The organism is Ruminococcus sp. Marseille-P328, from assembly GCF_964249465.1.
GTDB classification, from domain to species: domain Bacteria; phylum Bacillota; class Clostridia; order Lachnospirales; family Lachnospiraceae; genus Blautia_A; species Blautia_A faecis.
Genome location: NZ_CAXUBQ010000010.1, coordinates 27,509 through 42,290, shown reverse-complemented (window position 1 = coordinate 42,290; position 14,782 = coordinate 27,509). Strand labels below are relative to the sequence as shown.

Genomic DNA, 14,782 nt, shown 5'->3' with positions numbered 1-14,782 from the left:
AATCATAACTTTCCTTACATCTTAAAATAGGGCGGATGGATATCCGCCCCTTCCGCATACTAATTATTTTCTTAAACCTAATTTCTCAATCAGTGCACGGTATCTTTCGATGTCTGTTTTCTTTAAGTAAGCTAACAGTCCACGTCTCTGACCTACCATTTTCAGCAGACCACGTCTGGAATGATGATCCTTGTGGTTGTTCTGTAAATGCTCAGTAAGCTCCTGGATTCTTGCAGTAAGAACAGCTACCTGTACCTCTGGTGAACCAGTATCTCCCTCACATCTTGCATACTCTTTCATGATTGCTGCTTTCTTTTCTTTTGAAATCATTTTGATTTCCTCCTTATTTTTAATGGTCGCCCATGCAGGTAATCCTGTGGGAACGTAATCGCCGCATATTAAGAGACGGTCGGAGTGTCCAACCCCTGAATATGGGCTGTCTGATATGTGAACAGTAACACTAAACCTGCTCACACCTTGCCTAGTATAGCATACCCGCCAGATTCTGTAAACTGTTTTTTTCGTTTTTCTTCCCGATATTATTTCTCAGTTTTCTCAAAATATCTCCGGCCGTCCTCTGCATCTGCCAGAAGTCTGCTCTTCAGCGCCTCTAGAGACGGAAATTTCCTTTCCGGCCTCAAAAACTTTTTGAAATCCACCCGGCATTCCTCTCCGTAGAGATCTTCCCTACAGTCAAAAAGATAGGTTTCCACCCCTATAAAGCTCTCACCAACCGTAGGCTTACAGCCAATGTTGGTAATTCCGTGGTATATCTTATCTCCGAAATAAGAGCTTGTCACATACACGCCGTTTGGGGGCAGGATCTTGGTCCTGGGAGGCACGAGATTGGTAGTGGGAAGCAGAACCTTATGTCCCATTCCCCTGCCATGTACCACCTGACCTTCCACAAAGTAATCCCTTCCCATAAGGGAAGTAACTTTCTCCATATTTCCTTTTTTCAGTTCTTCTCTGATATAGGTACTGCTGATCTTCCTGTGTCCATCCATTTCTTTGGAAAGGATTTCCACATCAAAGCCATACTTTTCTCCAAATTCCATAAGAAGCCGGGGCGTACCTTTCCGCTCGAAGCCAAACCGGTTGTCTTCTCCCACTACTACGTAGGATGCCCCAAGATCTCCCATAAGAATCTCTTTTATAAAATTCTCAGCCTTCATATGCCGGATCCTGTCATTTAACTGGCATTCTACCAGCACATCCACGCCAAGCTTTTCAAGAATGGAAGCACGTTCCTGCCTGGTAAGGATCATGTTGCTGGAAGCATCAATAGCAAAAAGGACAGCCTGTTCTCCAAGTGTCTTCCGCTCCCTGATCTTCTCAACCAATTTTCTGTGGCCACGGTGGATCCCGTCAAATTTTCCCATTGTTACTGCACAGTTGGCAAGTTTTGGAAACTCACCCTCTATCTTCAGGTATTCCATAATCTCTCCTGTCAAACCAGTTTATGCCTGATTGGTAACTGTTCAGCACCTGCTGAATCGTCACTTTATTATTCAGAACATTTTCACCGGATAATATTTCTTCTTCCCTGCATCCCACTGAAAAATACCTGTAAAAGTTCCGTCACTGGCGTACATGCGCACCCAACCCTCTTTGTGCTGGGGACGAACCAGATTGTCGGACAGCGGATTTCCATTTGCCAGAAGCCTGTCCCCGTAAGAATCCGCATAAAGAGCGGGGTACTCAGCCAGAACTGCTTCCACCGGGTCGATCATATCCTGGACGGTTCCATCTGCCACAGCAGCTTCCACCTGGGCAAGCGTATGGCTCTCAAAGAGAGAATACCGACCAACCCTTGACCGGAGCAGTTCTTCCATACAGCCGCCACAGCCAAGCTTCTCGCCAATATCATGGCACAAGGTGCGGATATAGGTTCCCTTACTGCAGGTCACTCTTATTTTCACCAGCGGAAGATGAAATTCCAGAGGCTCTATCTCGTAGAAACACACTGGCCTGGCTTTTCGCTCAACCGTTTTGCCCTCTCTTGCCAGCTCATAAAGTTTCTTTCCATTTACCTTCAGAGCAGAATACATAGGCGGAACCTGAAGCTGCTCCCCTACAAAGCTTTTCAGTACTTTTCGCACTTCCTCCTCGGTCACATTCACCGGACGCTCTTCCAGAACTGTTCCGGACATATCCTGAGTATCCGTGTCGATTCCCAGATGAAGCACTGCCTCATACGTTTTTTCCTTATCTGTAAGAAGATCCACCAGCTTGGTGCCTTTTCCAAGAGCTACCGGCAAAACACCGGTAGCATCCGGGTCAAGAGTCCCTGTATGTCCTATTTTTTTCATATGGAGAATTCCCCGAAGCTTGGCTACCACATCATGGGAGGTAAAGCCTTTTTCCTTGTGAATTACAATGATTCCCTGAAAATCTGCCATTACTTATCCTGTCCTAAAAGCTGTTTTTCGATCTGCTCTGAAATATTATTGATAACGTCGTACATGGAACCGGCCAGATCGCAGCCTGCTGCTTTCACATGTCCGCCTCCTCCGAAATAGGAAGCGATCTTGCTTACATCTACAGAACCGTTGGAACGGAGTGATACCTTGAATACCTGGCTTTCATGCTCGTAAATAAACATTGCCACTTCCACACCTTTCGTAAGACGGAGCTGGCTTACGATTCCATCCAGGTCTGACGGCTTTACCCCATAGAAATCCATGTCTCTCAGCTTCATGTAGCCAACGATACATTTGCCATCCAGAAGCATAATGCTCTCTGCCAGAACACGTCCCATGACCTGATTCTGAATGTAGCTTTTCTGATAGAAGGATTCGTCAATAATATTGGAAAAATCAACGCCTTTTTCCATCAGGTCACCGGCAATACGCATGGTGTCCGGAGATGTGGAGGAATACTGGAATACACCTGTATCGTGGATCATTCCGGTATAAATAGCAGTTGCAATATCCAGATTGATTTTTTCTTTGTCAAGAAGCTTATACAGAACCTCGCTGGCAGAGCTGATCTCACCATGTACGTGGTTCACATCTGCAAATCCCGGATTGCTCACATGATGGTCAATGCAGACGGTCTTTTTCGCAGAAGCAAAATAATCAGCCGCCACTGCCAGACGGTCAGGAGCGCTTACATCACAGGTCACAAAAAGATCATACTCTCTGGGCTCACCTGCTTCATAATGTACCTCATCCATGCATGCAATATGTCCGAATACCGGCTTCGGCTTCTCCAGATAGATATCTGCCTTGATTTCAGGATACCATTTCTTTATATACAGATAAAGTGCCATGCAGGAACCTACACAGTCACCATCCGGGCGAACATGTCCCCCAATTCCCATGGTCTTTACGCCATCCAGAATTTCTTCGATTCTCTCCATTCCCTTCACCTCGATTTTTACTCTTCGTCTTCAGTTTCTGCTGTATCCTGTTTTTCCCCGTCCTCACTCTCAGTGCCCTTCGAATGGTCGTGTTCGATCACGTCATCAATGAGTCTGGACATATTTACGCCATATTCAATGGACTCATCCAGAATGAAGCGGATTTCCGGCGTATTGCGAAGATTCAGGTTCTTCGCAAGCTGACGGCGGATATAGCCTTCTGCACTTTTCAGCCCTTTAATTGTGGACTGCTTGGATTCCTCGCTGCCAAGGACACTGATAAATGCCTTGCAGGTCTTAAGATCCGGTGCAACCTCCACAGCCATGACAGATGTCATGGGATGGATGCGGGGATCCTTGATCTCACCGCGGATAATGTTGCTCAGTTCTTTCTGAACTTCTGCATTGATCCTTGTATTTTTAATGCTGTTTTTTCTCATTTTTTGGTCTCCTATATGAGTGCAGGCTCTGGACAACGGAAAATTGGGGGCAATGAGCTTGCCCCCAACTGACACCTGCGATTACTACGCTCTAGCGCGGCACCTCAACCATAATATATGCTTCAACTTTATCTTCTTCTTTAACGTCATTGAAATCCTGGAATACAAGACCACACTCATAGCCTGCACGAACTTCTTTGACATCATCTTTAAATCTCTTAAGGGAAGCCAGCTCACCTTCGTAGATCTGCTCCTCGTCTCTGGTGATGCGTACCTTGCATCCTCTCTGGAAGGTACCGTCAAGCACATAGCTTCCTGCGATAGTACCGATACCGGAAGCCTTGAACAGCTGACGAACCTCTGCATGACCGATTACCTTCTCCTCAAATACCGGATCCAGCATACCCTTCATGGCAGCTTCCACGTCCTCAATTGCCTGGTAGATAACACGGTACAGACGAAGGTCAACGCCTTCCTGCTCTGCCAGCTGTTTCGCTGTGGTATCAGGACGAACGTTAAATCCGATGATGATCGCATTTGATGTAGCAGCAAGGCTGACATCAGACTCATTGACAGCACCAACGCCGCCATGGATCACTCTTACAACAACCTCATCATTGGAAAGTTTTACAAGACTCTGTTTTACAGCCTCTACAGAACCCTGCACATCGGCTTTGACAATAATCGGGAGCTCCTTAAGGTCGCTTGCCTGAATCTGGTCAAACAGATTATCCAGGGAAAGTTTACCCTTAGTTTCCTCAAGAAGACGGTTCTTATTCTCGGAAACAAATGCTGCTGCAAAATTCTTAGCCTCTTTATCATTCTCAAAGGACATAAGAACCTCTCCGGCATTCGGAACATCGCCAAGACCAAGGATCTCTACAGGAGTAGACGGACCAGCCTGTTTTACACGGCGTCCCTTATCATCCATCATAGCACGTACTTTACCATTGCATGCTCCGGCTGCGATAAAATCTCCAACATGAAGAGTACCCTTCTGTACAAGGATCGTAGCAACCGGTCCTTTGCCTTTATCCAGCTGAGCCTCGATCACAAGACCTCTTGCTGCACGGTTCGGGTTTGCCTTCAGCTCAGAAACCTCTGCTGTTAAAAGGATCATTTCAAGAAGATCATCAATGCCCTCTCCTGTCTTGGCAGATACCGGAACGAACGGAGTTGTACCGCCCCAGTCCTCAGGAATCAGCTCATACTCGGAAAGCTCCTGTTTTACACGTTCAATGTTTGCACTTGGCTTATCGATCTTGTTGATGGCAACGATGATCTCAACACCAGCAGCCTTTGCATGGCTGATAGCTTCTACTGTCTGTGGCATAACACCATCATCAGCTGCAACTACAAGAACAGCGATATCTGTGGAGTTTGCTCCACGCATACGCATGGCAGTGAATGCCTCATGTCCCGGTGTATCAAGGAAAGTGATCTTCTGTCCGTTGATATCAACTACATAAGCACCGATATGCTGTGTGATTCCACCAGCCTCGCCTCTTGTTACGTTTGTCTTACGGATTGCATCCAGAAGAGAAGTTTTACCATGGTCAACGTGTCCCATTACACAGACTACCGGTGGTCTTGAAACCATTGTGGATTCGTCTTCCTCTTCCTCTTTCAGAAGCTCCTCAATTACATCTACTTTTTCTTCTTTTTCTGCAATAATGTCAAATCCAAGAGCAATCTCTTCTGCCTGCTCGAAATCGATCTCGTGGTTTACCGTTACCATCTGACCTTCCATGAACAGCTTCTTAACAATTGCAGATGGCTGCATCTTCATCGCTTCTGCAAGCTCGCGGATGGTAAGCTTCTCCGGAATTATGATCTCCTTGATCTCCGGTTTCTTCTCTTCCTGTTTCTGCTGCGGAGCAGGTTTCTGAAGTGCTTTCGGGATTCTGGACATCTGGTTTCTGCCGCCCTGGTTTGGTCTGTGTCCGCCACCTGATGTCTTATCGAAATCTTTCTTTTTATTCTTGTTCTCTCTGTCACGCTCACGCTTGCTGTCCTTGGATGTCTTGGTCAGCTCTGGTGTAAAGATTGCGTCAGATCCGCCGCTTCTTCTTGCACCGCCGGAGCGCTGTCCACCCTGGTGGTTCTGTCCGCCAAAGCGTCCTTCACTACGGTTATCTCCGTCTTTTCCTCCGAAACGTCCCTGACCGCCCTGTGGTCTTCCCTGGCCAAATCTGCTGCCATTTCCGTTTCCATTTCTATTGTCTCTGTTGTCACCGCCCTGACGGAATCCACGTCCGTTTCCATCACCCTGGCGCGGTCCTCTGTTCTGGGAATCTCCCTGTCTTACAGGTCTTCCCTGACCATCATTATTTCTGTTTCCGCGGAATCCACCCTGGCCGCCCTGTGGTCTTCCCTGGCCGAATCTGCCTCCGTTCCCATTTCTGTCACCACGATTGTTATCCCCGCGATTATTGTCGCGGCCTTCGCCTTGACGGAAATTACGGTTGCCCTGGCTATTTCCCTGACGCTGCTGGCCGTCGTTTCTGTTCTGCTGTGCAGCTGGTCTCTGGGATTCTGTCCTTGGAGCTTCTGCTTTTGGTGCAGCCTGAACCGGTTTTGCAGGCTCTGTCTTCGGTGCGCTCTTTGGTGCTTCTGCCTTTGGTGCTTCTGCCTTTGGTGCTTCTGTCTTAGGAGCTTCAGCCTTCGGTGCACTTACCGGCTTCGGTGCACTTACCGGCTTCGGTGCTTCTGTCTTAGGAGCTTCTGGCTTCGGTGCTGCCTTTACAGGTGCCTCTGCTTTCGCTGCCGGCTGTGCCTGTGCTGCAGGACGTGTGCCCTGTGGACGTGGCTTTCTCTCTCCAGCTGGTTTCTTTCTGTTCTTCCCGCCGTCACTTGCATTCTGTGCATGATATACGCGGATAATATTTTTTTTCTTCTTCGGTGCCTCTGCACCGTCGCCTTCTTTCTTTACTGACACTTTCTGCTCTTCTGTCTTAGGAGTCTCCAATGTTATTCCTTTCTCCTTTCCCGTATCTATAACTTTTTTCACTCTGTTTTTATTCTCTCTGTTTTGCTTATTTCTGTCTTTGGCAGGCTCATGTGAATTTATCACCATATGCCATTCTCCCTTCACCAGTACGAGTCAGGATACGCTTTCACAAGTTTTCCGCAGCTCGTATTATCAAAAATCATTTCCCGGGAACATTTAAAAGCATTCCCCGGAACGCTTTTTCCTCTTTGGTTCAGGTCGTTTTCTCAGACAACAGTGGTATGCTCTAGAGCTCCTTCCCCTCATCCTGCAGCACCTTCCTAATAGCTTCTGCAAAATTCCAGTCCTGTACAGCCAGGCTGGCACGGAATTCCTTACCCATGGCATGCCCTAACGTTTCTTTATCTGAAAGGATATACAAGGGCACTTCGTAAAATTCACACATGTTCCGGAATTTCTTCTTGGTGTTATCAGAAGAATCCCCGGCTACGATTGCCAGATATCCTTTGCCGGTCTTAATGGATTTCTCAGTGGAAAACTCTCCGCTGACTGTCTTTCCGGCCTTTGTTGCAAGTCCGATCAGGGACAGCGCTTTATTATTCTTCAATACTATCAAACTCCTTCTCAAGGCTATCATAAACCTCATCCGGGATAGCTGCTTTCAAAGAACGCTCCAGTCCGTGATTCTTTCTGGCTTTCTCCAGGCACTCACGGCTCTTGCAGATGTAGGCTCCGCGACCGTTTTTCCTGCCTGTAGCATCCAGAATGATCTCATCCTCTGCGGTTTTCAACACCCTGATCATTTCTTTTTTATTCTTCATTTCTCTGCAGCCAGTACACTGGCGCATGGGAATTTTATTCTTCGTCTTCATTCTCTACCGCATCCTCAGTCTCTTCAGACTCTTCACCGGCAGCTGTTTCTTCGCTATCCTGAGAAATTTCTTCTGTAGCGGACTCCTCAGACTCTTCGTACTCGTCATCCTCATAGTACTCATCGTCATCCTCGTCATAATCATAGAAGTCGCCGGACTCTCTTGCCTGGGTTTCACTCTTGATATCAATCTTAAATCCAGTCAGACGTGCTGCAAGACGTGCATTCTGTCCTTCTTTACCGATTGCAAGGGAAAGCTGGTAATCCGGAACCACAACAAGTGCAGTCTTCTCATCCGGATCTGCCATAACAGCGATTACCTTCGCCGGGCTTAATGCATTCTCGATCAGGATTGCAGGATTCTCATCCCAGTTGATGATATCAATCTTCTCACCGCGAAGCTCATTTACAATCGCACTTACACGGGCACCATTTACACCAACACATGCTCCAACCGGATCTACATCAGGATCGTTGCTCCATACTGCCAGCTTGGTACGGGAACCTGCCTCACGGGCAATGCTCTTGATCTCAACAGTTCCGTCCTTCACCTCAGCAACCTCAGACTCAAAGAGGCGTTTTACAAGGCCAGGATGTGTTCTGGAAACAAGGATACGAGGTCCCTTCGGTGTATCCTTTACCTCAAGAATATACACTTTGATTCTCTCAGTAGGCTTGAAGGTCTCACCCTTCACCTGCTCATTCTCAGCAAGGATCGCATCTGCCTTGCCAAGATTTACGCTTACATTATGTCCTACCACACGCTGTACAATGCCGGTAACAACTTCTTTCTCATTGCCGTGATACTGGTCAAACAGAACTTTTCGCTCTTCCTCACGGATTTTCTGAAGGATTACGTTCTTTGCATTCTGTGTTGCAATACGGCCAAATTTGTCAGAGTGAACCGGTACCTTCAGGATATCGCCAACCTCTGCATTGGTATTCTGCTTCTGTGCTTCTACAAGAGAAACCTCTTCAGCAGGATCTTCTACGAATTCTACAACCCGGCGGTCTGCATATACACTGAAATCGCCTGTTTCTCTGTTAATGGTAACATGTACATTGTCAGCTTTTCCAAAATGATTCTTGTATGCCTGGATCAGGGACTGCTCAATGGCATCCAGCAAAGTTTCCTTGCTGATATTTTTCTCGCGTTCCAGTTCGTCCAGAGCACCCATTAACTCCTTGTTCATTTTTCTTATTTCCTCCTTTTTGCTTTCCAGCATAATCGCTTATTTCTTAAATCGGACATGCCGCCGACTGGCAGCATCTTCCTATATGAAAGTCAGCTGTTCCGCGCCTGTGGTACTCCCACAGCTGCGTCCGGACTTTCATGGTAACTCAAAAATCAATCGCCAGACGCACCAGTGCAATGTCTTTCTTATCGAAAGTGCGAGGAGTTCCCTCCTCATCAATGGTCACACTGTTATTATCATATGCTGTCAGTTCACCACAAAATTCTTTCTGTTTCTCGATTGGCCGGTAGGTTCTGATTTCTACCAGTTTGCCAATGCTTCTGGCAAAATCTTTTTCTTTCTTCAGAGGTCTGTCAAGTCCCGGAGAACTGATCTCCATGATGTAGCTGTCCTCGATGAAATCATCTTCGTCAAGCCTGTCGCTGAAAGCCCTGCTTACTGTCTCGCAGTCATTCACTGTGATTCCGCCTGGTTTGTCAATGTAGCCGCGAAGATACCAGTTTCCTGCTTCCTTGACATATTCCACATCTACCAGTTCGAATCCATTGCTTTCTACGATCGGAGATAACAATGCTTCTGCTTTCTGTTCATACTCTTCTTTTCTGCTCATTTTTCCCACCTGCCTCTCTATCCTTATCATCAAAAAGAGTGGGCTCACGCCCACTCCTTTGTCAACAAGTTCTGATTTCTTGTATCATTCTAACACCTTTAAATCCAAATTGCAAGGGCTTTTTCTTATAAATGCCCATTTTACAATGGTTTTAACCCATTTTAACAGTATTGTTAAGCTTGTTTCACCAGCAACAGCTTTTACTTTCAGCTCTTTTGAGCTTCTGCTGCACAACCTGTATAACAGCCTTTTCTTCATAATCTGCTGCTTAAATTCTGGGTTTCATACCCTTGGTATCACGTTTGGCCAGCTTTACCTTGTTCAATGCATACGGCTTGTCGTGATACTGGATGGTGTACTCCTGTCTCGGTTCCACCAGATAGGCATGCTCAAGAACATCCCCGTCCCCCAGCTTCATTCCTCTTACACCAACAGAGGTCTTCTTCATAGTAGAAACATCCGTTTTCAGAATACGTAGGAAATAGCCATTCTGACTCTGAAATACTATCTGTTCCATTTCATCTGCCGGACCTACAAAGATCAGCTGATCCTCTTCTCCAAGCTTGGTAGATGCAATCGTTCTCTTTGCCACATCGAATTCCTCACCTGCAACAAGCTTGCACATGGAGGTCTTAGTCACGAACAACAGAGTAGATAATTTCACCTGCCCTGCAGGTGCCACATAAAGGATCTGTTCCTGGCTGCTGTCGTAGTTACTCAGATTGTCAGCCGGAGTTCCCTTGTCACGGAAACGCACCAGCGGAATGTCTGCCACTTTAATGGAATGCATGCGTCCCATATCTGTGAAAATGCAGATCTTGTCTGTATTCATACAGGTAAAAACAAATTTATTCTCTGCATGGGCAGCCTCTTTGTTTCTCTCATAAGCATTCTTATCAATAAGGCGCATATAGCCGAAGCGATCCATAAGGAAGCAGACCTCTGTCTCTTCCATCTTCTTTTCTTCGTAAACTGCCTCTTCTGCGTTCTCGATCACAGTTCTTCTCTTGGTGCTGTATTCTTTTTTGATTCCGTCAAGTTCTTCAATAATCACTTCACACATGGAATCATAGTTGTTCAGAATATCTTCATAAGAAGCAATATTTTTCATAGTCTGGTCATACTCTGCCTGAAGAGCCTCAATTTCCAGTCCGATCAGACGGTACAGACGCATTTCCAGAATGGCTGTAGCCTGATTCTCCGTAAATTTCAGATTCTTTGCAGCTTTCTCACTGGCTTTTGACTTGAATTTGATTCCCTCTGTGATACCCTCTACCAGACACTTCTTAACCTGGTCACGGCTCTTGCTGCCTCGAAGGATCTCAATGATCAGATCGATTACATCACAGGCTTTGATAAGGCCTTCCTGGATTTCCTTTTTCTCAAGCTCTTTTCCCAGAAGAGTCTTGTACTTGCGGGTAGTCACCTCGAACACAAAATCCACATGGTGCTCTATCACCTGCTTCAGGCTTAAGGTTTCCGGACGTCCGTCTGCAACAGCCAGCATATTGACTCCGAAAGTGTCTTCCAGTCTGGTTTTCTTGTAGAGCATGTTGGTGAGATTCTCTACATCTGCATCCTTTTTCAGTTCCAGTACAATACGGATTCCTTCCTTGGAGGACTGGTTGGAAATATCCACAATATCTGTGGTTTTCTTGGTTTCTACAAGGGAGGCTACGTCGTTAAGGAATTTTCCAATATTGGCACCGATCATGGTGTACGGAATCTCGGTGATCACCAGCTGCTGGCGGCCGCCTTTTACTTTTTCCACTTCCACTTTACCGCGGAGACGAAGCTTGCCGCTTCCGGTCTCATAAATATTCAGAAGATCATCTTTATTTACAACCAGACCGCCTGTAGGAAAATCCGGTCCTTTCAGATAACGCATCAGGCCTTTCACACTGATGTCGTTGTTCTTTATATAAGCTTTCACCGCATCCACAACCTCCCCAAGGTTATGAGGCGGAATGCTGGTGGCCATACCTACGGCGATACCATCTGCACCGTTTACCAGAAGGTTGGGAATCTTCACCGGAAGCACCTGAGGCTCCTTCTCTGTCTCGTCGAAGTTTGGCATAAAGTCTACTACATTTTTGTCAAGATCTGCCAGAAAAACCTCCTGGGTCAGCTTCTCCAGTCTGGCCTCTGTATATCGCATGGCAGCGGCACCGTCTCCCTCAATGGAGCCAAAGTTTCCGTGGCCGTCTACCAGGGTTTTGCCCTTCTTGAAATCCTGTGCCATTACAACCAGTGCTTCATAAATAGAGCTGTCTCCGTGAGGGTGATATTTACCCATGGTATCTCCAACGATACGGGCGCACTTACGATATGGACGGTCGTAACGAATTCCAAGCTCGTACATATCATACAGGGTTCTTCGCTGTACCGGCTTCAGACCATCGCGGACATCCGGAAGTGCCCTGGAAATGATAACGCTCATGGCATAATCTATATAGGATTTTTGCATCACGTCTGCATAGTCCGTGGCAATTACATTCTCCTGCTTTGTTTCCATAATCTGTTTTCCTTTCAAACACGCTCTAAGCTAAAATCTGAGGTTCTCCTCTTGCAAAATACTCTGCTATATTACGTTCAGACCATATTCTGCTTTTTCGTCCGAAAAATCCTGCTCTTTCGGATTTCAGCCTTCTTAAATATCCAGTTCTGCATCAGTTGCATGCTCGTAAATAAATGCCTTTCTTGGCGGCACGTCGCTTCCCATCAGGATCTCTGTCACGCTGGAAGCCATACGGGCATCCTCGATTTCCACCCGCTTCATTCTCCGGGTTTCCGGATTTAAGGTTGTCTCCCAAAGCTGCTGGGCATCCATCTCTCCAAGACCTTTGTATCTCTGGAGGGTAAAGCTTCCCGGCTTGTGACTGCGACGGTATTTCTCCAGTGCCTTATCATCATACAGGTACTCTTCGGCACCTTTCTTCGGCATTACTTTGTAAAGAGGGGGCATGGCAATATAAACATGTCCCTCGTAGATCAGTTCCGGCATAAAACGATAGAATAAAGTAAGTAAAAGTGTGGAAATATGAGCACCATCCACATCCGCATCGGCCATAATCACAATCTTGTCGTAACGAAGTTTAGTGATATCAAAGTCATTTCCATAGCCTTCGGAAAATCCGCATCCAAATGCATTGATCATAGTCTTGATTTCTGCGTTTGCAAGCACCTTGTCAATGGTGGCTTTCTCCACATTCAGGATCTTACCGCGGATCGGAAGGATTGCCTGGTAATTACGATCTCTGGCAGTCTTTGCAGAGCCACCAGCGGAATCTCCCTCTACGATAAAGATTTCACAAAGTGAAGGATCTTTTTTCTCGCAGTTGGCAAGCTTTCCATTGGAATCGAAGGAATATTTCTGCTTGGTGAGAAGGTTGGTCTTGGCACGCTCCTCTGTCTTACGGATCTTGGCAGCTTTTTCCGCACAGGACAAAATGGTCTTCAAGGTTTCCAGGTTTCGGTCAAAATAGAGTACCAGCTGCTCAGACATTACTTTTCCCGTGGCACGGGCTGCATCCTGATTGTCCAGCTTGGTCTTGGTCTGCCCCTCAAAGCGTGGCTCCGGGTGCTTGATGGAAACAACCGCTGTCATTCCATTACGGATATCCGCTCCTGTGAAATTAGCATCTTTTTCCTTCAGAATACCGATCTCACGAGCGTAAGTATTCATCACCGTTGTAAAGGTTGTTTTAAATCCGGTAAGATGAGTGCCGCCTTCTGCATTGTAAATATTATTGCAGAAGCCAAGTACGTTCTCACGAAATTCGTTGGTGTACTGAAATGCTGCTTCTACCTGGATTCCGTCAGCTTCTCCTTTCAGATAAATCGGTTCGTGGAGGGCTTCGGAATTGTGATTCAGGTCTTTGATATATCCCACGATTCCATCTGGCTCATGATAAGTGATATCTTCAGGAGTATCACCACGAAGATCCATGAAATGAATGGTAAGGTTGGGATTCAGGTATGCAGTCTCATGGAGACGGCTCTTTACTTCTGTGGATGAAAATCTTGTTTTTTCAAAAATCTCCGGGTCCGGAAGAAAATTCACGCAGGTTCCGGTCTGTCTGGTCTTGCCAAGCCTGGGGAGAAGTCCCTCTTCCAGTTCAATCGTGGGGATACCTCTCTCATAATGATCGTGATGTACAAATCCATCACGGCTGATCTTAATATCCAGATATGTGGACAGGGCATTTACAACGGAAGAACCAACGCCATGAAGTCCACCGCTTGTCTTATAAGCAGAGTTGTCAAATTTACCGCCTGCATGGAGGGTGGTAAATACAAGACGCTCTGCAGATACCCCTTTCGCATGCATATCTACCGGAATTCCTCGTCCATTATCAGTGACCGTACAGGAGCCGTCTTTCTCCAGTGTTACTTCAATTTCAGAACAATAACCGGCCAGATGTTCATCTACCGCATTGTCCACGATCTCATAGATCAGGTGGTTCAGGCCTTTTCTGGATACGCTTCCGATGTACATTCCCGGACGTTTCCGAACAGCTTCCAATCCTTCCAGGACAGAAATACTACCCGCGTCGTAAGTGTCTTTCTTTGCCATGGTGTTAATTCCTTTCTTACTATCATTCAGACTGTTACCAGTGAACAGTAACTTCAGACTCTGCTGTCCCATATTCTTCTTTTATGCATCCAGTGTACCGACAGGATTGTTCGAGAAATCAACTTGTAAGTGCACGAAATAACTGCTCATTTCATTTACAGCTCTACATTTCATGATGCACTGTCTGGGCTTCAGCATTTATTCCAATGGTTGTGAAAAGCGGACAGTATGTCCGCTTCTTTTCCATTCTTATCTTCTGTTCAAACATTCGTTCTATATCATACCCCAGTTTATGGTATTTTTGCAAGTAAAATTTGGGTTTTCTATTTTGTTTAAAATTTTTTTGACACCGCAAACCCGCTTATTCCCTGGCTTTTTTCGGAGTTTTTCAATTTTTCGCAAAAAAAATAAAAAAAGTGCTTGCATTCTCCTGCAAAGTAAGATATACTAAGCGAGTCGGTTGACAAGGCCAGTTGGTCAAGGGGTTAAGACGTCGCCCTCTCACGGCGAAAACACGAGTTCGATTCTCGTACTGGCTGCTTTATTTTCCGACAAATTGAATACATATGTTAAGCGAACCGCTTACATGGCCAGTTGGTCAAGGGGTTAAGACGTCGCCCTCTCACGGCGAAAACACGAGTTCGATTCTCGTACTGGCTGCTCTGTTTTCTACAAATTGAATATATATGTTAAGCATACCGCTTACATGGCCAGTTGGTCAAGGGGTTAAGACGTCGCCCTCTCACGGCGAAAACACGAGTTCGATTCTCGTACT

The 14,782-nt window shown here is 46.3% G+C and carries 13 protein-coding genes and 2 tRNA genes; 2 read left to right on the top strand and 13 right to left on the bottom strand.

The window, feature by feature from the left end:
• Positions 1–63: 63 nt before the first annotated feature.
• From rpsO to ACESTK_RS08700, 13 genes are all read right to left on the bottom strand, one after another.
• Positions 64–330 (bottom strand): 30S ribosomal protein S15, encoded by a 267-nt coding sequence (rpsO, locus tag ACESTK_RS08760; protein WP_117853474.1) that lies wholly within the window; start codon positions 328–330, stop codon positions 64–66.
• Positions 331–539: 209 nt separating this feature from the next.
• Positions 540–1,439 (bottom strand): bifunctional riboflavin kinase/FAD synthetase, encoded by a 900-nt coding sequence (locus ACESTK_RS08755; protein WP_118578674.1) that lies wholly within the window; start codon positions 1,437–1,439, stop codon positions 540–542.
• Between the two features lie 72 nt (positions 1,440–1,511).
• Positions 1,512–2,402, bottom strand: coding sequence for a tRNA pseudouridine(55) synthase TruB (gene truB, locus ACESTK_RS08750; protein ID WP_118578676.1), 891 nt, complete (start codon positions 2,400–2,402; stop codon positions 1,512–1,514).
• Positions 2,402–3,364, bottom strand: a complete 963-nt coding sequence (locus ACESTK_RS08745; RefSeq protein WP_118578678.1) for a bifunctional oligoribonuclease/PAP phosphatase NrnA — start codon at positions 3,362–3,364, stop codon at positions 2,402–2,404. Before ACESTK_RS08745 ends, truB begins: the two co-directional genes overlap by 1 nt.
• A gap of 17 nt (positions 3,365–3,381) precedes the next feature.
• A complete protein-coding gene (gene rbfA / locus ACESTK_RS08740) occupies positions 3,382–3,804 on the bottom strand; it encodes a 30S ribosome-binding factor RbfA (protein ID WP_118578680.1) in 423 nt (140 codons plus the stop codon).
• Between the two features lie 91 nt (positions 3,805–3,895).
• A complete protein-coding gene (gene infB, locus ACESTK_RS08735) occupies positions 3,896–6,880 on the bottom strand; it encodes a translation initiation factor IF-2 (protein ID WP_373119530.1) in 2,985 nt (994 codons plus the stop codon).
• A gap of 160 nt (positions 6,881–7,040) precedes the next feature.
• A complete protein-coding gene (locus ACESTK_RS08730; RefSeq protein ID WP_118578684.1) occupies positions 7,041–7,361 on the bottom strand; it encodes a ribosomal L7Ae/L30e/S12e/Gadd45 family protein in 321 nt (106 codons plus the stop codon).
• Positions 7,351–7,626, bottom strand: coding sequence for an RNase P modulator RnpM (gene rnpM, locus ACESTK_RS08725; RefSeq protein ID WP_173716346.1), 276 nt, complete (start codon positions 7,624–7,626; stop codon positions 7,351–7,353). The genes ACESTK_RS08730 and rnpM overlap by 11 nt, the downstream gene beginning before the upstream one ends.
• The gene (gene nusA, locus ACESTK_RS08720; RefSeq protein ID WP_118578762.1) at positions 7,610–8,818 is read right to left on the bottom strand and encodes a transcription termination factor NusA; all 1,209 of its coding nucleotides are present in this window, start codon (positions 8,816–8,818) and stop codon (positions 7,610–7,612) included. Before nusA ends, rnpM begins: the two co-directional genes overlap by 17 nt.
• Before the next feature lie 148 nt (positions 8,819–8,966).
• A complete protein-coding gene (gene rimP / locus ACESTK_RS08715) occupies positions 8,967–9,431 on the bottom strand; it encodes a ribosome maturation factor RimP (protein WP_118578686.1) in 465 nt (154 codons plus the stop codon).
• Between the two features lie 84 nt (positions 9,432–9,515).
• Positions 9,516–9,689 carry a hypothetical protein gene (locus ACESTK_RS08710; protein ID WP_226855622.1) on the bottom strand — a complete coding sequence of 58 codons (174 nt, stop codon included), beginning with the start codon at positions 9,687–9,689 and terminating at the stop codon, positions 9,516–9,518.
• A 10-nt stretch (positions 9,690–9,699) separates the two neighbouring features.
• Entirely contained in the window at positions 9,700–11,946 is a 2,247-nt protein-coding gene (locus ACESTK_RS08705) for a DNA topoisomerase (ATP-hydrolyzing) subunit A (protein WP_373119529.1), read from the bottom strand.
• Positions 11,947–12,081: 135 nt separating this feature from the next.
• The gene (locus ACESTK_RS08700) at positions 12,082–14,007 is read right to left on the bottom strand and encodes a type IIA DNA topoisomerase subunit B (RefSeq protein ID WP_148462366.1); all 1,926 of its coding nucleotides are present in this window, start codon (positions 14,005–14,007) and stop codon (positions 12,082–12,084) included.
• A gap of 467 nt (positions 14,008–14,474) precedes the next feature.
• Here ACESTK_RS08700 and ACESTK_RS08695 point away from each other — a divergent pair.
• Both ACESTK_RS08695 and ACESTK_RS08690 read left to right on the top strand, forming a co-directional pair.
• Positions 14,475–14,546 (top strand) — tRNA-Glu (locus ACESTK_RS08695).
• A gap of 49 nt (positions 14,547–14,595) precedes the next feature.
• A tRNA-Glu gene (locus ACESTK_RS08690) sits at positions 14,596–14,667 on the top strand.
• The last annotated feature ends 115 nt before the right edge of the window (positions 14,668–14,782 follow it).